Origin of the sequence: Aliiroseovarius sp. (assembly GCF_965228805.1) — a bacterium.
Lineage (GTDB): Bacteria > Pseudomonadota > Alphaproteobacteria > Rhodobacterales > Rhodobacteraceae > JASBTN01.
On record NZ_CBDDIE010000003.1, the window covers coordinates 3,533,820 to 3,555,544 of the forward strand.

General features: G+C 65.4%; 17 protein-coding genes. 5 read left to right on the forward strand and 12 right to left on the reverse strand.

Features of this window, described 5'->3' with window-relative positions; all coding sequences use genetic code 11:
* Nucleotide 1: 1 nt before the first annotated feature.
* Nucleotides 2-874, reverse strand: a complete 873-nt coding sequence (locus tag ACO07D_RS18515; protein ID WP_421704406.1) for an NAD(P)-dependent oxidoreductase — start codon at nucleotides 872-874, stop codon at nucleotides 2-4.
* Nucleotides 875-1,143: 269 nt separating this feature from the next.
* Here ACO07D_RS18515 and ACO07D_RS18520 point away from each other — a divergent pair, with 269 nt between their 5' ends.
* A complete protein-coding gene (locus tag ACO07D_RS18520; RefSeq protein WP_421705069.1) occupies nucleotides 1,144-3,618 on the forward strand; it encodes a penicillin acylase family protein in 2,475 nt (824 codons plus the stop codon).
* 223 nt (nucleotides 3,619-3,841) lie between these two features.
* Here ACO07D_RS18520 and hflX read toward each other — a convergent pair whose 3' ends face one another.
* The 9 genes from hflX to dusB all read right to left on the reverse strand — a co-directional run bounded on the left by hflX (nucleotide 3,842) and on the right by dusB (nucleotide 15,740).
* On the reverse strand, nucleotides 3,842-5,152 hold the full coding sequence (gene hflX / locus ACO07D_RS18525; protein WP_421705070.1) for a GTPase HflX: 1,311 nt from the start codon (nucleotides 5,150-5,152) through the stop codon (nucleotides 3,842-3,844).
* A complete protein-coding gene (gene hfq / locus ACO07D_RS18530; protein WP_300517794.1) occupies nucleotides 5,149-5,385 on the reverse strand; it encodes an RNA chaperone Hfq in 237 nt (78 codons plus the stop codon). The genes hflX and hfq overlap by 4 nt, the downstream gene beginning before the upstream one ends.
* 123 nt (nucleotides 5,386-5,508) lie before the next feature.
* Nucleotides 5,509-7,029, reverse strand: a complete 1,521-nt coding sequence (locus tag ACO07D_RS18535; protein ID WP_421704407.1) for a TrkH family potassium uptake protein — start codon at nucleotides 7,027-7,029, stop codon at nucleotides 5,509-5,511.
* 21 nt (nucleotides 7,030-7,050) lie between these two features.
* A complete protein-coding gene (gene trkA / locus ACO07D_RS18540; RefSeq protein WP_421704408.1) occupies nucleotides 7,051-8,427 on the reverse strand; it encodes a Trk system potassium transporter TrkA in 1,377 nt (458 codons plus the stop codon).
* Nucleotides 8,428-8,521: 94 nt separating this feature from the next.
* Nucleotides 8,522-9,946: a sigma-54-dependent transcriptional regulator gene (locus tag ACO07D_RS18545; RefSeq protein ID WP_421704409.1), complete on the reverse strand. Its 1,425-nt coding sequence runs from the start codon at nucleotides 9,944-9,946 to the stop codon at nucleotides 8,522-8,524.
* Between the two features lie 54 nt (nucleotides 9,947-10,000).
* Complete coding sequence (locus ACO07D_RS18550; RefSeq protein WP_421704410.1) at nucleotides 10,001-12,238, reverse strand: ATP-binding protein; 2,238 nt, start codon at nucleotides 12,236-12,238, stop codon at nucleotides 10,001-10,003.
* A 92-nt stretch (nucleotides 12,239-12,330) separates the two neighbouring features.
* The gene (locus ACO07D_RS18555; protein ID WP_421704411.1) at nucleotides 12,331-13,695 is read right to left on the reverse strand and encodes a response regulator; all 1,365 of its coding nucleotides are present in this window, start codon (nucleotides 13,693-13,695) and stop codon (nucleotides 12,331-12,333) included.
* Nucleotides 13,696-13,698: 3 nt separating this feature from the next.
* The gene (locus tag ACO07D_RS18560; RefSeq protein WP_421704412.1) at nucleotides 13,699-14,763 is read right to left on the reverse strand and encodes a two-component system sensor histidine kinase NtrB; all 1,065 of its coding nucleotides are present in this window, start codon (nucleotides 14,761-14,763) and stop codon (nucleotides 13,699-13,701) included.
* On the reverse strand, nucleotides 14,763-15,740 hold the full coding sequence (gene dusB / locus ACO07D_RS18565; RefSeq protein WP_421704413.1) for a tRNA dihydrouridine synthase DusB: 978 nt from the start codon (nucleotides 15,738-15,740) through the stop codon (nucleotides 14,763-14,765). The genes ACO07D_RS18560 and dusB overlap by 1 nt, the downstream gene beginning before the upstream one ends.
* Nucleotides 15,741-15,906: 166 nt before the next feature.
* Between dusB and ACO07D_RS18570 the strand changes: the two genes are divergently transcribed.
* The 4 genes from ACO07D_RS18570 to ACO07D_RS18585 all read left to right on the forward strand — a co-directional run bounded on the left by ACO07D_RS18570 (nucleotide 15,907) and on the right by ACO07D_RS18585 (nucleotide 19,363).
* Nucleotides 15,907-17,037 (forward strand): bifunctional 2-C-methyl-D-erythritol 4-phosphate cytidylyltransferase/2-C-methyl-D-erythritol 2,4-cyclodiphosphate synthase, encoded by a 1,131-nt coding sequence (locus ACO07D_RS18570; protein WP_421704414.1) that lies wholly within the window; start codon nucleotides 15,907-15,909, stop codon nucleotides 17,035-17,037.
* Between the two features lie 3 nt (nucleotides 17,038-17,040).
* Nucleotides 17,041-17,544, forward strand: coding sequence for a phosphatidylglycerophosphatase A (locus ACO07D_RS18575; protein WP_421704415.1), 504 nt, complete (start codon nucleotides 17,041-17,043; stop codon nucleotides 17,542-17,544).
* A gap of 1 nt (nucleotide 17,545) precedes the next feature.
* Nucleotides 17,546-18,013, forward strand: a complete 468-nt coding sequence (locus ACO07D_RS18580) for a CinA family protein (RefSeq protein ID WP_421704416.1) — start codon at nucleotides 17,546-17,548, stop codon at nucleotides 18,011-18,013.
* A 168-nt stretch (nucleotides 18,014-18,181) separates the two neighbouring features.
* The gene (locus ACO07D_RS18585; protein ID WP_421704417.1) at nucleotides 18,182-19,363 is read left to right on the forward strand and encodes an ammonium transporter; all 1,182 of its coding nucleotides are present in this window, start codon (nucleotides 18,182-18,184) and stop codon (nucleotides 19,361-19,363) included.
* Between the two features lie 285 nt (nucleotides 19,364-19,648).
* Here the strand turns inward: ACO07D_RS18585 and ACO07D_RS18590 are convergent, their stop codons facing one another.
* Together ACO07D_RS18590 and ACO07D_RS18595 are read right to left on the reverse strand one after the other, a co-directional pair.
* The gene (locus ACO07D_RS18590; RefSeq protein ID WP_421704418.1) at nucleotides 19,649-20,908 is read right to left on the reverse strand and encodes an MmgE/PrpD family protein; all 1,260 of its coding nucleotides are present in this window, start codon (nucleotides 20,906-20,908) and stop codon (nucleotides 19,649-19,651) included.
* A complete protein-coding gene (locus ACO07D_RS18595; RefSeq protein ID WP_421704419.1) occupies nucleotides 20,905-21,705 on the reverse strand; it encodes a metallophosphoesterase family protein in 801 nt (266 codons plus the stop codon). The genes ACO07D_RS18590 and ACO07D_RS18595 overlap by 4 nt, the downstream gene beginning before the upstream one ends.
* Between the last annotated feature and the right edge of the window lie 20 nt (nucleotides 21,706-21,725).

Genomic DNA, 21,725 nt, shown 5'->3' on the forward strand with positions numbered 1-21,725 from the left:
CTCAGTCCAGAGCCCGCAGGCGCTTGATCAGGGACGAGGTGTCCCAACGCCCGCCGCCCAGTTTCTGCACGTCCTTGTAGAACTGATCGACCAGCGCGGTCAGCGGCAGGGCCGCGCCATTGCGTTCTGCCTCATCCAGGCAGATACGCAGGTCCTTGCGCATCCAGTCCACCGCGAAACCGTAGTCGAAATGGTCATCCGCCATGGTCTCGTGCCGGTTCACCATCTGCCAGCTGCCAGCTGCACCGCCATGGATCACCTCGACCACATCGCGGATGTCCAGCCCCGCCTTCTCGGCAAAGTTCAGCCCCTCGGAGAGGCCCTGAACGATGCCCGCGATACAGATCTGGTTGACCATCTTGGTCAGCTGCCCGGCGCCACTGTCACCCAGCCGCTTGATCACCCGGCCATAGGCCTGCATCACCGGCTCGGCCGTGTCATAGGCGGCCTGATCGCCGCCACACATGATCGCCAGAACACCATTTTCGGCCCCAGCCTGGCCGCCCGAAATGGGCGCATCCACGAACTGCCCTCCCAGGGCGGCGGCCTCGGCGGCCAGCTCCTTGGTTACCTCGGCGGAAACCGTAGTATGGTCGACCACGATCGCGCCCTGGCCCATACCGGCAAAGGCGCCGTCCTGCCCCTGGCAGACCGAGCGCAGATCATCGGCATTGCCCACGCAGATCATGATCAGCTCGGCGCCCTCGACCGCCTCGCGCGGGGTCGCATGCGCGCTGCCGCCATGCTCGTTGGCCCAGGCCTCGGCCTTGGCAAAGCTGCGGTTATAGACCGCCACCTCGTGGCCCGCCTTCACCAGGTGCCCGGCCATCGGGTAGCCCATGACCCCCAGCCCCAGAAACGCGCATTTCGCCATCATGCCCTCCTTAGCATGTGAAACCTTTCCGACCTACCTAGCCTGCCCGCCGCAAAGGTCAAGCAAGGCTTTTCAGGACCGGGGGGGTGGGCAGCCACAGGCCCCACTGCCCGCGCGACACCAGCCAGGGTGGGAGCCGGTCCTGAAAAGCCTTTCCCACCACACAGCAACCCCTCGCCGCTAGTCACCGCCCTCGCGTCCAACCGATTGAAACGCCCCGCGAAGGCGGCTATGGAAAGAGGCGTTTTCCCGGGATGGACATAGAACTCATGGCGCTTCTGTTTCGCTGGCTTGTCAGGATCATCGTGACCCTCATCGCACTGTCGGTGGTGGGCATCGGCATGGTCTATTACCTCGCCGCGCAATCCCTGCCCGACTATGACACCACCCGCACCGCACGCGGGCTGCACGACCGGATCGAGATCGTGCGCAACAACGCCAATGTGCCCCATATCTTCGGCACCAATGACGAGGATGTCTTCTTCGGCCTCGGTTATGCCCATGCCCAGGACCGGCTGTGGCAGATGACCATGATGCGCCGCACCGCCCAAGGCCGCCTGTCCGAAGTCTTCGGCCCCCGCACGCTGGAGGTGGACGAGCTGATGCGCCGCCTCGACATCTACCGCTTGGCGCAGCAGTCCGTCAGCGTACAGGACGAGGACACCAAAGCCGCCCTGCGCGCCTATGCCCGTGGCGTGAACGCCTGGCTGCAACGCGTGAATGACGAGGCGCTGGGGCGCGGCGCGCCCGAGTTCTTCCTGTTCGCGCCGGAAATCGCCCCCTGGCAGCCCGCCGACAGTATCGCGATCCAGAAGCTGATGGGGGTGCAGATGGCGGGCCATCTACAGGAGGAGGTGCTGCGCGCCCGCGTGGGCCTGGCCCTGTCGCCGGATCGCCTTCAGGACATCCTGCCCGACACGCCCGGCAATGGCGTGGCCGCCCTGCCAGATTTCGCCGGCCTCTTCCCGGGCGTGGACCCAAGCCGCGATTTCGCGGCCTACACGCCACCCCGGGACCGCCCCTTCCTGTCCCCCGTCGCGCCGCGCGGGCTGGCGGGCGCCTCAAACGCCTGGGCCGCCGCGCCCGTGCGTTCCGCCGCTGGCGGCACCCTTCTGGCCAATGACCCGCACCTGGGCCTCTCGGCTCCCTCGTTCTGGTATCTGGCCCGACTTGAGCTGTCCTCCGGTGGGGTGATCGGCGGCACCATCCCGGGCATGCCGCTGGTGCTGGCCGGGCGCAGCGCCGATTTCGGCTGGGGCATTACCAGCTCCTACCTAGATGATCAGGACATCTTCATCGAAGAGCTGAACCCGGCGGACCCGTCCAAGATCCGCACCGCCGACGGCTGGGCCCCACTGACTCGTCGACCCACGATCATCCAGGTCAAGGACGCCCAGCCGGTGACCATTACCCTGGAATGGAGCCCCAACGGCCCGGTCCTGCCCGGCCACCTCTATGACCTCGACATGGTGACCCCGCGGGGCCATGTCGCGGCGGTGGGCTGGACGCTTCTGACCGGCGAGGACCGGTCGATGAGCGCCGGGCTTGCCCTGATGCGCGCCCATTCGATCCGCGAGGGCATCGCCGCCGGCAGCATGTATACCGCGCCCAGCCAGAACCTGGTCATGGTGGATGCGGAAAACATCGCGATGAAGACCATCGGGGCGATGCCCCGGCGCGACGCCAACCACCAGAGCCTGGGCCGCCTGCCCGCCCCCGGCTGGCGGGTGGAAAACCACTGGATGGGCATCGAACCCTACGTGGCCAACCCGCAATACATCGCCCCACGCGGCGGCATTGTCGGCAATACCAACAACAAGATCGTCGACCGCCCCTTCCCGCGCCATGTCAGCTTCGACTGGGGTGACAGCCAGCGCGTGCAGCGTTGGGAACGGCTGATGCAGGGGCGCAAGGTGCACACGCGCGAAAGCTTTATCGAGGCACAGCTGGACACCGTGTCCACCACCGCCCGCACGCTGCTGCCGCTGGTCGGCGCAGACCTGTGGTTCACCGGCGCCGCCGCGCCCGAGGGCACGCCCGAGCGCAACCGCCAGCGCGCCCTGACCCTGCTGGCCGACTGGAACGGCGAGATGAACGAGCACATGCCGGAACCGCTGCTCTACGCCGCCTGGATGCGGGCGCTGCAAACCCGGCTGATCCGTGACGAGCTGGGCCCGCTGGCCGCCGAATTCACCCATGTCGAACCGCTGTTCATCGAACGTGTCTACCGCGACGTGGACGGCGCGGGAGTCTGGTGCGACGTGGTGCAATCGGCCGCGACCGAGACCTGCACGGACATGGCCAGGGCCGCGCTGGATGACGCGCTCCTATGGATCTCGGAACGCCATGGCGGCGCCTGGGAGTCCCTTCGCTGGGGCGATGCGCACCAAGCCCACCAGGACCACCCGGTGCTGGGCCAGGTGCCCGGGCTGCGCTGGGTGGTGAACATCCGTCAATCCACTTCTGGTGGAGACAACACCCTGAACCGCGGCCTTACTTCAGGCACCGGACGCGACCCGTTCCGTAATGTGCATGCGGCGGGCTATCGGGGCGTCTATGACTTCGCCGATCCCGACAGCTCGCTCTTCGTTACCTCAACCGGGCAATCGGGCCATTTCCTCAGCCGCCACTATGACGACCTGGGCGAGCTGTGGCGGCGTGGCGAATACATCCCGATGTCGCTGGACCCGGAGCTGGCGCGCGCCGCGGCGGTGGGCGTAACCGTGTTGACCCCGGCGAACTGACGGAAACGGCTTGAGCGTTTCCTTGCCGAATTGACGCGAAGTCATGCGGCACAATCCCGCCAGTTTGCAACCACGGGGCGAAAACTGGGAAATTTCCCCCTATCGCTCCCAAAGCGCTTTGGGCAGAAGGTCCCATCCGCCCGTTACGCACCCCCAGGGCGGATACCCGTCACTCACGGGAGGAAGGCCGCCGGGGACACGGCGGTCTTCCACCGGGGGCGGATCAAAGTGCAGCGTATTCCGCCTTCTGCCGTTCGGTCCAGGTCACGGTCAGCTGCCAGCCGGTCTCGTCCTGCGCCTCACCATCCACCACGCCCTTCTGAAACAGCCAGGCGCGATGGCGGCCTTCCGCAAAGGTAAGCGTCAGGGTCTCGGTCGTACTGGGTTCCCCCAGAGCGTCTTCGATGGCGACGAACAGCTCGTCCAGCCCCTCGCCAGTGATCGCCGACGTGGCATGGACATGGTCATTTCGCGACGCCTCGATACGACGCGCCTCGGCCTCCTCCGTGTTCAGCAGGTCGAGCTTGTTCCAGACTTCAAGCTTCGGCGTCTCTTCATCCAGACCCAGCTCGGCCAGGATTGTTTCCACGTCGCGCGCCTGTTCGTCGGTCTCTTCGGCCGAAATGTCACGCACATGCAGCACCAGGTCGGCGCCCAGCACCTCTTCCAGCGTGGCGCGGAAGGCGGCGACCAGTTGCGTCGGCAGGTCCGAGATGAAGCCCACGGTGTCGGACAGGATCACCTTGCGGCCGTTATGATTACTGGCCCCCTGCCCGGTTCCGGGCAGTTCGATCTGGCGCATGGTCGGGTCGAGCGTGGCGAAAAGCATGTCCTTGGCCATCACGTCCGCGCCGGTGACCCGGTTGAACAGGGTCGACTTGCCCGCGTTGGTATAGCCGACAAGGGCCACGATGGGGAACGGCACCTTGGCACGGGCGGCGCGATGCAGCTCGCGGGTTTTCACGACTTTCTCCAGCTGGCGCCGCAGGCGCGTGAGCTGGTCGTCAATAGCGCGGCGGTCGGCCTCGATCTGCGTCTCGCCGGGGCCGCCCACAAAACCAAGCCCGCCGCGCTGCCGTTCCAGGTGGGTCCAGGCCCGCACCAGTCGGGTGCGTTGGTAGGACAGCGCGGCCATTTCGACCTGCAACACACCCTCACGGGTGCGCGCGCGGTCCGAGAAGATTTCCAGGATCAGCCCGGTCCGGTCGAGGATCTTGACCTTCCAGGCTTTCTCGAGATTGCGCTGCTGCACCGGAGTGACGGGGCCGTCGATCAGAACCAGCTCGATCTCGGCGGCCTTGAAGCGTTGGCCCAGCTCTTCGATCTTGCCGGACCCGAACAGGTAGCCCGGTTGCGGGCGCGGCAGGGGCACGACCTCCTGCCCCGCGACCTCCAGATGCGGGAGCGCCGCGGCAAGCGCCACGGCTTCTTCAAGCGCCGGGCCGGGTTTGCGGCGGTCGGGCTCGGACTTTATATCGGGATGGAGAACCCAGGCCCGGGTGGGCTTGGCCTCGCTGGAATGCGGATCGGTCAGTTTTCGTCGCCGTCGTAGAGGTTGATCGGCTGGGTCGGCATGATGGTCGAGATCGCGTGCTTGTACACGAGCTGCGACTGGCCGTCCCGCTTGAGCAGGACACAGAAATTGTCGAACCAGGAAATCACGCCCTGCAGTTTGACGCCGTTGATCAGGAAGATCGTGACCGGCACCTTGGTCTTGCGCACGTGATTGAGGAAGGCGTCCTGCAGGTTCTGTTTGTCGGCAGCCATCGCTTGTTTCCTTTTTTCTATCGGACTGCCGGGATCCGGCAGGGGTATTAACCTTTCAGGCGAGTATGAAAAACTATTCCGGATGTTACCAGCCCAAAAATGCGGCAGTCGAACCCGGGTGTATCACCGGCGCCACGTTTCCGGGTTTAGAAGCGCGACGATGGCCAGGGTCTCCAGCCGGCCCAGCACCATGGCCCCGGTCAGGACCAGCTTGGCGGGGGTGGACAGGTCGGCGTAAGAGATCGGCTCGACCGCCGCGATCCCGGCCAGCGGGCCGGTGGTGGTCAGGGCCGAGATGGTCAGCACCATCGCGCTTTCGAACCCCTCGCCGGTCAGCGAGAACAGCACCATAACCAGGGCCACGGAGAGGGTCATCAGCATGAAGAACACCCATGCCATATAGGCACCGCGCCCGCGCAGGTGGCGCGCCTCGCCGCCGTGGCCACCGACGGAGTTCGGATAGACCAGCTTGTCCATCTCGCGCATGCCGTGCTTGTAGAGCGCATAGACACGCAGTAGCTTCGCGCCCCCCGCCGTTGTCGCCACACCGCCGCCAACCAAAGCCAGCCCCATCAGGATCAGCCCCGGGGTCTGCAGGCCGGACCAGGTCTGGCTCGCCTCCCAGGCGCGGCTTTCGAACCCGGTGGTGGTGAGGAAGCTCAAGACGGTAAAGACCGAGCCCCAAAGCGAGGCGAGGCCGGCGAGCAGGTTCATCTCCTCATCCACCTCGAAGGCCCCCAGCCAGTGACGCAGGAACAGGAACCCGGGCACGGCCAGGATCAGAACGGCAGCGAGGCGCACCTCCGGATCCGACCAAAGGCTGGTCAGGTCAGTGCTCATCCGGTCGCGGGTAAAGGTCAGGCGCGAAATGGCGAAACACATGAAGACGGCCAACATGATCTCGCCTCCGACGCCCGCGTTACCGCCGCCAGGCCCGCCGACCGGGGAAATCCCGCTGGTCGCAAGCGTGGACATGGCGTGGCAGATCGCCACGAAAGGGCTGTCCCCCGCCAAGACCAGACCGAGCCAGAGGATCAGGGTCAGCCCGGTATAGACCGGCAAAAGCTGCGCGCCATAGACGCGGATGCGCTGGCTCATCTCGGCGACATGGGTGATCTGGCTGGTGCCCTTACCTTCCGCCCCCCAGATGCGCCGCGCGCGCACCTCGAAACCGCCCAGGGCCATGGGGGCCAGAATGGCGATCGCGCCAACCCAGATGAACAACCCGCCCATCCAGCCGACCAGGGCCCGCCATAGGTGCACGCTATCGGGTAGCCGACCGGGATCGTCGAACAGGGTTGCACCAGTGGTGGTCAGGGCCGAGACCATCTCGACATAGGCATTCAGAAACGTGGTGTTGCGCACCGCCTGATGGAATGGCACCGCAAGCATCAGGGGCAGGATCACGAAGAGGCCCAGAAGTGCCAGCAGGTGGCGCGAAGGGTGATTCAACCGCGGCCGTCCCATCATCGCCAGCGCGATGAAACTGGTCAGGAAGCCGAACAGCAACGCTGCATAAAGAAAGACCCGCCCTTCGTAGTGGTCCTTGACCAACAGCCCGTGCAGCCCCGGCACCAGCATGGCCAGCACACCGATCCCCATCAGGATCACCAGCAAAGGCAGTTTGGCGATACGGTCGAACATGGCAGGCGGCCCCTGAAAGCCTCAGAAAAAGTCGATCGTGACCTGGAGCAGGCGTTCGACCTCGGGCACATCCGGGGACATGGCGAAGAGCACGATCACGTCGCCCTCATCAATGCGCAGGGATCCGGTGGGTTTGACCACCTTGTCCCCCTTTTGAACCGCACCGATCAGCACGCCTTCGGGAAAGGGAATGTCGCGCACCTTCTGGCCCGCGATGGGCGAGGTGGACAGCACCTGCGCCTCGATCACCTCGGCTTCGGCATCGCCGATCGAATAGACGCCGCGCACCCGCCCGTGGCGGATGTGACGCAGGATAGAGCTGACGGTGGTGGTGCGCGGGTTGATATAGGCGTCGACGTCCAGTGGGCCCATCAGCGAAGCCAGCGAGGGGTCATTGATCAAGCAGATCGACATCGGACAGCCCGCGGCCTTGGCCCGGACCGAGGCCAGCAGGTTGACCTTGTCGTCATCGGTAACGGCAAGGATCGCGTCGGCGCGGTTCACGCCCGCCTCCTTCAGGATGTCATTGCTCATCCCGTCGCCATGCAGGACCACAGTACGTTCAAGCGCGTCCGCCGCCACCTCGGCCACGTCGCGATTGAGCTCGACCACCTTGGCGCGGATCCGGTCGGTGCGGCTTTCCAGCGCCTGGGCCACCGCGAGACCGACATTGCCGCCGCCCAGGATCACCACGCGCTCCTGCCGCTTGGTCGACTTGCCGAAGATCTCCAGCGTGCGTTCCACATCCTCGGCGACCGAGACCACATAGACCTGGTCGCCTGCGAAAAGCTGATCCCCAGGCTCCGGGGCAAACAGCGTGCCCTTGCGGCGCACGCCCACGACAATGGCACGCAGGGTGGAAAAGAGGTCGGTCAACTGTCGCAGAGGCGTGTTCAGAACCGGGCAGTCGTCATCCAGCGCCACGCCCATCAGCTGAGCGCGCCCGTCCAGAAAGCTTTCCGTATCAAAGGCAGAAGGTGCGGACAGGCGGCGCAGGGCCGCATCGGCCACCTCGCGTTCAGGGCTGATCACCACGTCGATCGGCAGGTGCTCGCGGCGGTAGAGGTCGGCGACAATGGCGTCCAGATAGCTCTGCGCGCGCAGACGGGCGATCTTGCGCGGCACGGAAAAGACCGAATGGGCCACCTGGCAGGTGACCATGTTGACCTCGTCGGAATGGGTGGCGGCAATGATCATATCCGCATCCGGCGCGCCCGCGCGTTCCAGGATATCGGGATATGAGGCGTGCCCGGCGATGCCCTGCACGTCCAGCGTATCGGTGGCGCGGTGCACCAGTTCGGGGTTGTTGTCGACGACGGTAACGTCGTTCTTTTCGCCCGACAGGTGGCGCGCGATCTGCCAGCCGACCTGGCCCGCGCCGCAGATGATGACCTTCATCGCTGTGCCCTTTCAATGACCGGCTCTGCTGGCATGGCAGACGGGGCCGGTGGCGTCAACCGCCTGCCCCGTTGGCAATATCTGCCGGACGCCCTCAGGCCTCGGCCTCGCCTTCGGCCACACCGTCCGCCACGTGGGCCACACGTCCACCGGCCTTGGCCGAGGTCACCACCCCCAGGCTTTTCAGCTTGCGGTGCAGGGCAGAACGTTCCATGCCGACGAAATTCGCGGTGCGGCTGATATTGCCGCCGAAGCGATTGATCTGGGTCAGCAGGTATTCGCGTTCGAACGCCTCACGCGCCTCGCGCAGGGGCAGCATAGCCAGATGGCCCGAAACAACGATGCCCTGCCCGCTATCCTCCTCGGCGCCTTCACTGCCGGGAAGTTCGGCCGCCTCGATCGGCCCCGTGCCCTCGCCCAGGATCAGCACCCGTTCGATCACGTTCTTCAACTGGCGCACATTCCCTGGCCAGGTCATGGTCTGCATCATCGCCGAGGCCTCTTCCGACAGGTCGCGCAGCGGCAGGCCCTGGGTCTTGTTGAACCCGTCGATGAAATAGGCGGCAAGCTCGGGGATATCCTCGCGCCGCTCGGACAGGGCGGGGACCGGGATCGGCACCACGTTCAGGCGATGATAGAGCTCTTCACGGAAGTTACCCGCCGCGATTTCGGCCTCCAAATCGCGGTTGGACGAGGAAATCACCCGCACGTCCACATTGACCTTGTCACTGCCACCGACCCGCTGGAACGCCTGTTCCACCAGCACGCGCAGGATCTTCGACTGGGTGCCGGACGGCATGTCGGCCACCTCGTCAAAGAACAGCACGCCACCGTTGGCCTGCTCCAGCAACCCCGGTTCCACGCCGCGATCCGCACTCTCACGACCGAACAACACCTCTTCCATGCGCTCGGCCTCGATGGAGGCGGAGTTGACCGACACAAAGGGCGCGCGCGACCGGTCGGAATTGGCGTGAATGAAGCGCGCGGCGATTTCCTTGCCCGCGCCGGCAGGACCAGACAATAGCACCCGACCGTTCGATTTTGTTACCTTTTCTAGCTGTGATTTCAATGCCTTGAAGGCCGAACTTGATCCGATCATGTCGGCCGAGGCGGTATCCTTGCGCTTCAGCTCGACGTTTTCGCGGCGCAAGCGGCTGGTCTCCATCGCGCGGCCGATCACCACCATCAGCTGGTCGATGTTGAAGGGCTTTTCGATGAAGTCATAGGCGCCCTGTTTGATCGCAGCGACGGCAATCTCGATATTGCCGTGACCCGAGATGATGACCACCGGCACCTCCGGGTGCTCGCGCTTGACCATCTTCAGGATGTCGATCCCGTCCATGGCTGAATCCTTCAGCCAAATGTCCAGGATCATCAGCGCAGGCAGTTCGGATTTGACCTCCGCCACCGCCTCGTCCGAGGTGCCCGCCTTGCGGGTCGTGTAGCCTTCGTCCTCCAGGATATCCGAGATCAGCTCGCGAATATCGCGCTCGTCATCCACGATCAGAATATCACCCATGGCTCTGCCCTCTCTTGTTCCCACTTACTCGCAAATTCACTTGGTTCATCATGTTCATGCAGCAGCCTCCTCGACCGGCAGGCGGATCACCGCCATGGCGCCGGGATGCGCGCCCTCGACGAAGGGTTCCGCATCTTCCAGCACTAGGCTACCGCCGTGTTCCTCGATAATCTTCTTGACGATGGGCAGGCCCAGGCCGGTGCCCTTGTCGCGCGTCGTCACATAGGGTTCGAACAAACGCGCACGGTCCTCCGGCAACCCGATCCCGTTGTCCGAGATGCGGATTTCCGCCACCTCGCCATCCACCGCCATCACCACACGGATCTCGGGTGTGTGCCCATCCGGCGCACCCTTTTCCTGCAGACTTTCAATCGCTTCGCCCGCGTTCTTGATCAGGTTCGTCAGCGCTTGGCCAATCATTGTACCGTCCAAATTGCCCATCACCGGCTTCTTCGGCAGCCGGTCGACGATGCGCACGCCTTCCTGACCCGCGCGTTGCAGCAAAACCGCGCCACCTACAAGGGCCGCCAGGTCCTCCGACCGGCGGTCGGGTTCAGGCATGCGGGCAAATTTCGAGAACTCGTCGACAATGCGGCGCAGGTCATCGGTCTGGCGCACGATCACATCGGTGAGGCTCTCCAGATCCTCGGCCTCGGCCTCTTCTAACAGGCGGCCGAACTTGCGCTTGATCCGGCCGGCCGACAGCTGGATTGGCGTCAGCGGGTTCTTGATCTCATGCGCGATGCGCCTCGCCACGTCGCCCCAGGCAGCCATGCGTTGGGCGGACACCAGGTCGGTCACATCGTCGAAGGCGACCACATAGCCCTCCAGCGATCCCTCCGCCCCACGCCGGACCGCCATGCGCACCAGCAGGCTTTCCTGTCGTCCCTGGCGGGTCAGGCGCAACTCTTCCTGGATCGTCTCCCGTCCCTCTTCGGTCAAGCGCTTGAAAAGAGGTTCAAACTCCGGGATCAGCAGGGACATGTCGTGATCCAGCACCGCGCCCTCTTCCACGTCCAGAAGCCGGGTTGCGGCGCGGTTCAGGAAGGTGACCTGACCGGTCCCATCCACCCCCATGACCCCGGCCGTGACCGAGCTGAGAACCGAGTCGAACAGGCGTCGGCGCCGCTCGATCTGCTGAGTGTTCGCCAACAGCTCGTCGCGCTGCAGCTTCAACTGCCCGGTCATACGGTTGAAGACACGGCCCATGGTGGCGATCTCATCATCGCCTTCTTCCTCGATCACCCGGGCCTCAAGGTCGCCCTCGCCGACCCGTTCCGCGGCAGCGGCCAGCCGACCGATGGGGCGTGACAGGCGCTCGGCAAACCACATGCCGACCCAGATCGCTGCAATAATCATGATCACCGCAAAGCCCAGATAAATCAGGGCAAATTCGAACAGGATGGCGCCGCGTTGGCTTTCCTGCTGGTTGTAGAAGACCACCGTCTCCTGGGTTTCATCCAACAGGTTCAGGATGTCGCCATCCACGTCGCGCGAGACATAGAGCAGGTGATCTGAAAAGGCGTTGAGCCGCACGAGGGCGCGGAACTCGCTCTGATCCCAATCCTCGATCAGGATGGCCTGGCCCGACATGGCGTCGGCAATCACCTGAGGATCCGGCGGATCATAGTCGAAGCGATAGGACCGGTCGCCACGCACACGGATGTCGCCATCGGAGTTGATGACGAAGGCCTCGCGCAGACCACGCTGGATGCTCTGCTGCCCCTCGGCCAGCAACACTCGCAGGCGCGCATCGGGCAGGATGCGGCTCGCCTCACGCTGCCGATTGAGAAAGCCCGCCAGCGCCTGAGCATCTTCCAGCAGATCGTCCTGATGCTCGCTCTCATAGGCCTGGGCGGCGGCGAGGGAGTTGTTCACCACACGGCTGACCCGGTCCGAAAACCAACCCTCGATCCCGACATTCACGGTCAACGTGGCGAAGATCGCGACCAGAACGGTGGGGATCAGCGCAACCACCGCAAAAACCCCGGTCAGGCGCAGGTGGAGGCGGGAACCCGCCGACTTGCGCCGCCGCGCCGCGATCATGCGCGCAACGCCCGACAGCACCATGGCGGCCACGGCCAGCACATAGACCAGATCGGCCAGCAGAATCAGCCGCAGCGCGGTCGAGCGCGCGCCCTGGTCCAATGGTCCCAGAATAAGCCAGGTCGCCAGCGCCAGCGCAGGGCCCAGCGTGACCAGTCCGAAACTGGCAAAGGTCTTTGCCCGGCGCAGTTTGCGCAGGCGATTCAGCCTTTCCCAGGTAGATAACGACCCGTTGCGTGCCACCACGCAAATACCCCATCAAAAAACGCCGACAATGCGGCCACCGCAGCGTGTGCTGTCACAGGGTCTGACGCCCTTTTGCCACGCCTGTGGCCTTTTTACATCAACTTGCGGCGCCGTGTCACCTCGATTCCCAGGTCGGTGATCTTCTTACGCAGAGTATTTCGGTTGATGCCCAGCAGATCGGCGCATTTCGCCTGGTTGCCGCCGGTGGCGTCCAGGGCGATTTCGATCAGCGGCAGTTCGATCTCGCGCAGGATACGTTGATAGAGGCCCGGCGGTGGCAGGGTGCCGCCGTGCAGGTCGAAATAGCGTTGCAGGTGGCGTGCGACGGAAGCCGACAGTTTCTCGCCCTCCACCGCCTGGGGCAACACCCCGCCTGAGGGCGCGCCCAGCGTGGCTTCGACCTCGGCGCGGGTGATTTCCTCCTCGGCGCCGGTGACCATCAGCCGCTGCACGGTGTTTTCCAGCTGGCGCACGTTGCCGGGCCAGGGGTAGGTGCGCAGGACCTCGGCCGCCGCATCGGACAGGCGGCGCGGCGACAGCCCGTCGCGTTCGGCCCGGGTCAGGAAATGCTCCGCCAGCGCCGGGATGTCCTCGAGCCGTTCGCGCAGGCTGGGCACCGGAATGGTCACCCCGCCCAGGCGATAGAACAGGTCCTGGCGGAACGCGCCCTGGTCGATCTTCTGCTGCATGTCGAGCTGCGAGGTCGACAGGATGCGTGGGGCCGGATCTGTCAAGCTGTCGAGCATACGCGTGACCCGGGCCTGGGCCTCGTCGTCCAGATCGCCCACCTCGTCGAACAGGATGGTGCCTTGCCCAGCGCGCGACAACACCTGCGCGGGACCATCAATCGGCCCAAGGTCATCCGGCGTCACCACCACGAAAGGCAGGTTGCGCCGGTCCGAGAAGTCATGAATGGCCCGCGCGATCAAGCTTTTGCCGGTGCCGCTCTCGCCGGTGATCATGACCGGCAGCTCGGTGTTCATCACCCGCGCCACCAGTTTGTAGAGCGCCTGCATGGCGGGTGTGCGCCCCACCAGCGGCAGGTCATCCCCGCCGCCTTCACCGCCCTCGCGCGGGGCGGTCGGGCGCATGCGCTTGCGCTCCAGCGCCTTGGAAGCGCGTTTCATCAGATCCGGCAGGTCGAAGGGTTTGGGCAGGTAATCAAACGCCTCCGCCTCGGCGGCCTGAATGGCGGTCATGATCGTGTTCTGCGCCGAGATCACGATCACCGGCAGGTCGGGCCGCATGTCCGAGATTTCCGGCAGCGCCTCCAGCCCGTTTCCGTCCGGCATCACCACGTCCGAGATCACCAGATCCCCGCGCCCCTCCTCGACCCAGCGTTTCAGCGTCACCAGCGAGCTGGTCGCATGCACCCGGCAGCCCGCGCGGGTCAGCGCCTGGGTCAGAACGGTGCGGATCGTGCGGTCGTCGTCGGCGACAAGAACGGTGCCGTCCATGGGTCAGTCTCCTTCGGCTTGTTTCGGCGCGACGGGCAGGGAAATGCGGAAAGCCGTGCGTCCGGGCACGGTATCCAGCGCGATCCAGCCGTCGTGGTCACCTATGATCTTCGACACCAGGGCCAGGCCCAGCCCGGTGCCGTTCTCACGCCCCGATACGAACGGGTCGAAAATCTGACCGGCGATCTCGGGCGGGATGCCGGGGCCGTCGTCGATGATCTCGACCTGAAGCGGCAACGCATTGCCGGTGCCGTCCTTACGCCTGAGGCGCAGCGCGTGGTCGTAAAAGGTGCGAATGGTAATGGTGCCGCCCTTGGGGTTGGCCTCGGCGGCGTTCTTCAGAAGGTTCAGAAAGACCTGCATCAGCTGGTCGCCATCCACATAGGTCGGCGGCAGCGAGGGGTCGAACTGTTCGACAATGGCCATATGCGCGGCGTAGCTGACCCGCGCGGATTTCTGCGCGCGGTCCAGCAGGTCGTGAATATTGACCACCTTGCGCTCCGGCGGGCGCAGGTTGCCGAACTGTTCGACCTGATCCAACAGGGCGACGATGCGGCGACTTTCGACCACGATCAGATCGGTCAGCTCCTGATCCTCGGGGCTCAGCCCCATCGACAGCAGCTGCGCAGCCCCGGTAATGCCCGCCAGCGGGTTCTTGATCTCATGGGCCAGCATCTCGGCCATGCCGATGGCCGATGCGGCGGCGGATTTCACCCCCTGCGCGCGCCCCAGCCGGTCAGCGATCTGGCGCGGCTGAAGCAGCATCAGCACCTGGTCGGTGCCCGCCAAGGGCGCAATCTGGATGTTGCATTCGACCGGCGCCGATTGGCCCGACCCCACATCCACCGTGTTGATGAACAGCGCCCCCTGGTCGCGGCGCACCCGGGCAAAGGCGTTGTCTAGGGCCGCGTCGATATGCAGCCGATCGAAGACGGGCATGGCGGTCAGGCTCTTGGCCGAGGCGTTCAGGAACAGCTCCGCCGCCGTGTTCACCTGCGCGATGCGGTCATCCGCGTCGATCAGGATCGCCGGGACCGGCAGCGAGAACCAGAGCGCGTCGTTCTCCATCACGCGGCCTCCTGTTCGGTGAGCGCTCGCGGCAGCAGGGCCAGCACGTGGGCCGGATCGCGGGACGACAGCACCTCACGGCGCAGGTCCGGCGGGGGGGCGACATCGTCCATGTACCAACCCAAATGCTTGCGAATGACCCGCGCGCCCAGCGCGGGGCCGTAGAAATCGAGGCTTGCCTCATAATGGCGCGCGACCATGTCGATCAGGTCGTGGCCTTCGGGGATCGTGGGCATCGGCGTGCCGTGCAGGTGATGGGCCACCTCCGCCAGCAGCCAGGGCCGCCCGCCTGCCCCACGTCCGATCATCACCCCATCCGCACCGGAGGCGTCCAGCGCGGCACGGGCGGTGGCCGGGCTGGTAATGTCGCCATTCGCGATGACCGGGATGGACACGGCGTCCTTCACCGCCCGGATCGCGGCCCAATCGGCATGCCCCTTGTAGAACTGGCAGCGGGTGCGGCCGTGAATGGTGATCATCCGGATGCCTGCGTTTTCCGCCTGACGGGCCAGATCGGGCGCATTCATCAAGCCATCATCCCAGCCCAGACGGGTCTTCAACGTCACCGGGATCGACACGGCGCCAACAATGGCCTCAATCAGTTCAAGCGCCAGCGGCAGGTCGCGCAGCAGGGCCGAGCCGGACATGCCCCCCACCACCTTGCGGGCGGGACAGCCCATGTTGATGTCGATGAGTTTTGCACCGTTCGCCTCGACCATGCGCGCAGCTTCACCGGCCCAATGCACGTCCCGCGCGGCCAGCTGAACCGCGGTGTTGTGCTCGCCGAACCCCAGCTCGGCACGTTCACGCACCCCGGGCTTGGCCTGCACCATTTCCTGGCTGGCCACCATTTCCGACACCACCAGCCCCGCGCCGAACCCCGCCACCAACTGGCGAAACGGCAGATCGCTGATCCCGGCCATCGGGGCCAGGATCACGGGAGGGTCCAGAGTGACTGCGCCGAGCGAGATCGACATGCCTAATCCTTGTGCAACTGCCCCGATAGTGGCCAGCCCGGTGGGAGGTCACAATTTTTCCGGGGGGTGATTGATTGATAATTCATCATTTGCACATTTTTTGTGCAACTTCCAGCGGTGTCGCAGGGGCATTGTCCTTGAATTCGGCAATGCGTAAACAGGGCGCATGACAACAGCCGCTTTGATCGTCGCCGCCGGACGCGGCACCCGCGCCGGGGGCGATGTGCCCAAGCAATGGCAGATCGTGGCCGGGCGCATGGTCGCCGAACACACGGTGGCGCGCTTTGCGGATCACCCAAAGGTCGGGCCGATCGTGTTGGTGCTGCACCCCGATGACATGGAGCTGGCGGACCGATTCCCTAGCGTGATCTGCGTGCCCGGCGGCGCCACGCGCGACCAAAGCGTTTCGGAAGGGCTAAATGCCCTGATCGAAACGCCCCCCGCTCGCGTATTGATCCATGACGTGGCCCGCCCCTGCATCAGCGACCGGATCATCTCCGAGGTCATCGCCGCGCTCGACACCTCCCCCGGCGCCGCCCCCGCGCTGGCGGTCACCGACGCGCTCTGGCGCGGTGAGAACGGTGAAGTCACCGGCACACAGGACCGCGAGGGGCTCTACCGCGCCCAGACCCCGCAGGGCTTTCGCTTTGCCGATATCGTCGCCGCCCACCGCGCCCACCCGGGTGGCGCGGCGGATGATGTCGAGGTTGCCCGCGCCGCCGGGCTTACCGTCGCCATCACCGAAGGCGACGAGCAGAATATCAAGATCACCACCCCCGGCGATTTCGCCCGGGCCGAGAACATCCTGCGAGGACAGATGGATATCCGCACCGGACAAGGCTACGACGTGCATGCATTCGAAGAGGGCGACCATGTCGTGCTCTGCGGCGTCAAGATCCCCCATACGAAGAAACTCAAGGGGCATTCGGATGCCGATGTGGGCATGCACGCGCTGACCGACGCGATCTACGGCGCGCTGGCGGATGGCGATATCGGCCAGCACTTCCCGCCCTCGGACTTGCAGTGGAAGGGTGCCGAGAGCGACATCTTCCTGCGCCACGCCGTGTCCCGCGCGACGGATCGCGGATACGCCATCGCCAATGTCGACGTGACCTTGATCTGCGAGCGCCCCAAGATCGGCCCCCACGCAGCCTCCATGCGCGAGGCGCTGGCGGGTATCATGGGCGTGGATATCGACCGGGTGTCCGTGAAAGCCACCACTTCCGAACGACTGGGCTTTACCGGTCGCGAGGAGGGCATCGCCTCCATGGCTGTCGCCACTCTGATCAAGGAATAAGGCATGAACCATGCGACCGCGAAACTGATCGCCACCTTCTTCTACTCCGGCCTGATGAAACCCGCACCGGGCACCTGGGGCAGCCTGGCCGCCCTGCCCGCCGCCTGGGCGTTGCATATGGTCGGCGGCCCCTTGGCCCTGACCATTGCCACCATCGTCGCCTACATGGCCGGGCTTTATGCCACCCGTGCCTATACCGCAGGCAGCGACAATCACGACCCGGGCGAGGTGGTGATTGACGAGGTGGTCGGCATGTGGATCGCGCTCATGCCGGTCAGCTTCGGCGCGCGCATGATGGGGGTGGATATCCTCGCGCTCTACCCGGGCTGGATCGTCGCCTTCCTGGCCTTCCGCCTTTTCGACATTACCAAACCCGGCCCGATCGGTGCCGCCGACCGGCGCGGAGATGCCGCCGGCGTCATGCTGGACGATGTTTATGCGGGTTTTGCCGCCGGGTTTACCGTGATCGTGCTGGCTTACGCGGCCCACGGGCTGATGGGCGCGTAAGATGCGTATTGCCGACCTGCTCGACCTCTGTCGCACCAAGGGGCTGCGCGTCGCCACCGCCGAAAGCTGCACCGGTGGCATGGTCGGCGCGGCCCTGACCGAGGTGCCCGGCAGCTCGGACGTGGTCGAGTGCGGCTTCATCACCTATTCCAACGCCGCCAAGGTCGAGATGTTGGGCGTGGGCGTGGACATGTTGGCCGCCCATGGCGCTGTCAGCGAAGAGGTCGCGATGGAGATGGCCCAAGGTGCAGTGACCCGGTCCTTGGCCGATATCGCCGTGTCGATCACCGGCATCGCAGGCCCCGGCGGGTCCGAGCACAAGCCCGAGGGCCGCGTCTGTTTCGCCGTCACGCGCGACGGCTGGATGCGCGCCGAAACGGTGGAATTCGGCGCCCTGGGCCGCGGGCAGGTCCGCGAAGCCGCCGCCCAACACGCGCTCGCCCTGCTGAAAGAAGCGGCAGAGCGCTGATCACTGCTTGCCCATTTGCGCACCAGCGCGCCGATTTGGCGCCCAAAAACCGGGCAGTTTGCGAAACGCCCGTCATTTCCCCGCAAAATGCGACCCCGTGACTTCCTTTTGCGCAGGCACGCGCCAGAAAGGCCCTCAACCTGATCTCAAAGGAATACGGAGGGGAAAATGAACGGAGCGGATACCGCCTGGATCATCACCGCAACTGCGCTGGTCCTGTTCATGTCACTGCCAGGGCTTGCCCTGTTCTACGGCGGGCTGGTGCGCGCACGCAATGTGCTCAGCGTCTTCATGCATGTCTATGCCATTGCCTGTCTGATGAGCGTGCTCTGGCTCGCCTTCGGCTATTCGATTGCCTTCGGCCCGGGGGAACCGGGCGTCTGGGGCGGCCTGGGCAAGTCCTTCCTGATGGGCGTGGACGCGGACAGCCTGTCGGGCACCCTGCCCGAGGTCCTGTTCTTTGCCTTCCAGATGACCTTCGCCGTCATTACCCCCGCGCTGATCGTCGGCGCCTATGTGGAACGTATCGGCTTTGGCTTCGTGCTGCTGTTCTCGTCGCTGTGGATGCTGCTGTGTTACGCGCCCGTGGTGCATTGGATCTGGGGCGGCGGCTTCCTGGCCGATGGCGGCATCTTCGGCGAGACCGGCGTGATCGACTTCGCCGGTGGCATCGTCGTGCACGAGACCGCCGCGATTGCCGCCCTGATGATCGCGGTCTTCCTGGGCCCGCGCCGGAACCGCACCACGCCGCCGCATTCGCCCGGTTTCGTGATGATCGGCGCCGCGATGCTCTGGGTCGGCTGGTTCGGCTTCAACGGCGGCTCGGCCCTGGCCGCGGATGGCTCCGCCGCCATGGCGATCACCGTGACGCACCTGTCGGCTGCCACCGCGTCCCTGACCTGGGCGCTGTGGGAGAAGATCAAATACGGCAAGGCCTCGCTGGTCGGCCTGGTTACCGGCACCATCGCGGGCTTGGCCTCGATCACCCCGGCGGCCGGTGTGGCTGGCCCCATCGAGGCGCTGGTGATCGGCGCGGTGGCTGGCATCCTGTGCCAGGAAGCGGTGAACCTGGTGCGCAACAAGCTGAAGATCGACGACACGCTGGACGTCTTTGCGGTGCACGGCGTGGGCGGCATCTTCGGCACGATCATGATCGCCATCTTCGGCCACGGCAGCTTTGTCGCCCAGTTTGGCGCGCTGGTGATCGTCGGTGTCTTTACCGTCGTCGTCAGCTTCGTGCTGATCAAGCTGGTCGCTCTGGTGACACCCCTGCGGGTGGATGCCGAAACCGAGACCAACGGCCTGGACCTCTCGGTCCACGGCGAACGCGCCTACGACATCACGTCGTAATCACTCACGGCAGGCGCGAGGGAAAGGCGGGGACTGGGCCCCGCCTTTTTCTTTTTTGGTAGGAAACCTCTATGGAGCGGCGCAGCCGCGACGCGCCTGCATTGACCCGGCAGGCGAACTCGGTACGAGTTCTGCCGGAAGGGGGCCCTCCCCACGGGAGGGCGCATTGCGACGTTTCCAACCTCACAGCCGTTGCGAATATGGCGTCCCGATCAATCCACTTCCCGGTCCATAAGCGCCCACCCAGGGTCGGGCACGTCGCGGCTTCACCTTAGCTTTTGGGGGTCAGGTCAAAGCTCCCAAATCCGGCCCTGCCTTGATCGAGGCCCACAGCCCATCCGCCTCCGCCCCCAGCAGCGCGCGAGCCTTGGTCAGCAGTTTCTCCTGCCTCACGTCCAGCGGGATCGGCGCATCAAGATCGAAGGCCGCCTCCTGCCCATTCACCCGCACGCGTGTCGCGGTCTCGGGGATCGCGTCATCCGCCTCCACCCGTACCTTGGCCGCCAGTGCGACCAGCGCGGGGTCCTGTGCCACCGCGTCCGAGAAGCTTTCCAGCGCCCCGGTCGGCACACCAGACAGCGCCATCGCCGCGACATGGGCGTAGGAGAATTTGACCTCCAGCCCGGTTGCAGGCGCAGGGATGTTGCAGACGGTCAGCCAGCGCGGATGGGTCGCGACGACGACCTCGTCCACCGTGTTCGGAGGCGGCAGGCTCGCCAACGCCTCCAGCATCGCGTGGGTGCCGTGGCAGCAAGCGTGGAACTTGTGGCTGATCGCCAGGATCCACCAATCCTTGTTCAGCCCATCGAGCGCGGCGAGGTTTCCCTCGCCCGCATGGGTGGGGCCAAAGCCCTGCGGCCCGTCCAGCCCCTTCGGGTTGGACTGGAAACCGGCGCGCGCCAAGGTAGCTGCCTCCACCCCGGTCTGCGCCGCAAGCCCCGCGTGATAGGGCTTGCCCATGGTGCCGAACTGGCTTTTCAGCCCGGCGGCCCGGGTGGACGCCACGCCCAGCGCCTGGGCGGTCTGATCCGGGGTCAGTCCCATCAGACGCGCGGCGGCCACGGTGGCCCCGAAAGCTCCGGCTGTGGCGGTCTGATGAAATCCGATCTGGTAATGCGCGCGGCCCAGCCAGGTGCCGATCCGGATCGAAGCCTCGAACCCCACAAGGCAGGCGTCCAGGAAATCCCCCCCTGACGCATCCCGGTCCTGCGCCACAGCCAGAGCCGCCGGGATCACCGCCACAGAGGGGTGGCCGATATGCGCGAAATGCGTGTCGTCATAGTCGAGCGCATGAGAGGTGGCCCCGTTCACCAGGGCCGCCGCACGCGGTGGCACACAGGCGCGGGAGCCAAACAGCGTTGCCGCCCCCTGCCCGCCCTCGGCCAGCACCATGTCGCGGGTAATGCGCGACACGGGCTCTGCGGCGCCTGCACGCCCGCAGGCGGCCCAGTCCAGCAGCGATAGGCTCATCATACGACGGGCATCCTCCGCCTGCGCCAGATCGCAATGAGTAAACTCCACCAGGTGCTTCATCAGATCGCTCACAGCCGCATCTCCTTCGGCAGAATATCTTCGCTGGGCCAGATCCCCGTCTCAAGCGCGCGGTCATAGCCCTGGGTCAACCCCGCGCCCCGCATTGCGGCCACGGCCCCGGCAACATCATAGTCGAGCGCGTGGATCCGCGCGCCGTCCGCCTGCAGCGTGACATAACGGGTCTGACGCCGCCCGTCATTCGGTGGCATGCCAATGGCACCCACGTTGATCCAGTGAATGCCCGAGATGTCGCGCTCGAACGCCACGCCGCAATGGCCGGCGATCACCCCGTCCACCGGCCCGGCCGCCGCTTGGATCGCGGCAAGCTCCAGTGCGAACTCCGTATGGCTGGAGGTTGGCCAAAGAAAGCGCGCGATATTTGTAAAGCCGCCATGGATCACCGCATAACGTCGCCCCTCATGGGCAAAGACCGCCATGTCCGGCAGGTCCTCCATCCAGGCGCGCGCCGCCCCGTCGATCGCGCGATCCGTATGGGCATACCAGCCGCCGGACAGCAGGTCGCAAGCCGACCCCGGCGTGAAACCGCAACCGCAATCCGCAGCCCCCGTGGCCAACTGCACCTCGACATTGCCCGCGACCACATGGGCGCCCATGCGCCGGATCAGCGCCACCGTCTCGGCCGGTTGCCCGCAATAGCCTGCAACATCTCCGGTGCAGATCAGATTGCACCCCAAGATGCCATGCCGTGCCGCTTCACCCTGCAGCGCCGCCAGTGCCTGCAGGTTCGACAAGGGCCCGCCAAAGCACCATACCTCGCCCGAGAGCGTGCCCAGATCGGCAATACGCATGGGCTCCTCCCTTGAAAGCA

Coding starts and splice junctions, on each gene's coding strand:
- ACO07D_RS18515 (WP_421704406.1), bottom strand. CDS start 874: ATGGCGAAATGCGCGTTTCTGGGGCTGGGGGTCATGGGCTACCCGATG.
- ACO07D_RS18520 (WP_421705069.1), top strand. CDS start 1,144: ATGGCGCTTCTGTTTCGCTGGCTTGTCAGGATCATCGTGACCCTCATC.
- hfq (WP_300517794.1), bottom strand. CDS start 5,385: ATGGCTGCCGACAAACAGAACCTGCAGGACGCCTTCCTCAATCACGTG.
- ACO07D_RS18535 (WP_421704407.1), bottom strand. CDS start 7,029: ATGTTCGACCGTATCGCCAAACTGCCTTTGCTGGTGATCCTGATGGGG.
- trkA (WP_421704408.1), bottom strand. CDS start 8,427: ATGAAGGTCATCATCTGCGGCGCGGGCCAGGTCGGCTGGCAGATCGCG.
- ACO07D_RS18545 (WP_421704409.1), bottom strand. CDS start 9,946: ATGGGTGATATTCTGATCGTGGATGACGAGCGCGATATTCGCGAGCTG.
- ACO07D_RS18555 (WP_421704411.1), bottom strand. CDS start 13,695: ATGGACGGCACCGTTCTTGTCGCCGACGACGACCGCACGATCCGCACC.
- ACO07D_RS18560 (WP_421704412.1), bottom strand. CDS start 14,763: ATGGAGAACGACGCGCTCTGGTTCTCGCTGCCGGTCCCGGCGATCCTG.
- dusB (WP_421704413.1), bottom strand. CDS start 15,740: ATGTCGATCTCGCTCGGCGCAGTCACTCTGGACCCTCCCGTGATCCTG.
- ACO07D_RS18570 (WP_421704414.1), top strand. CDS start 15,907: ATGACAACAGCCGCTTTGATCGTCGCCGCCGGACGCGGCACCCGCGCC.
- ACO07D_RS18575 (WP_421704415.1), top strand. CDS start 17,041: ATGAACCATGCGACCGCGAAACTGATCGCCACCTTCTTCTACTCCGGC.
- ACO07D_RS18580 (WP_421704416.1), top strand. CDS start 17,546: ATGCGTATTGCCGACCTGCTCGACCTCTGTCGCACCAAGGGGCTGCGC.
- ACO07D_RS18585 (WP_421704417.1), top strand. CDS start 18,182: ATGAACGGAGCGGATACCGCCTGGATCATCACCGCAACTGCGCTGGTC.
- ACO07D_RS18595 (WP_421704419.1), bottom strand. CDS start 21,705: ATGCGTATTGCCGATCTGGGCACGCTCTCGGGCGAGGTATGGTGCTTT.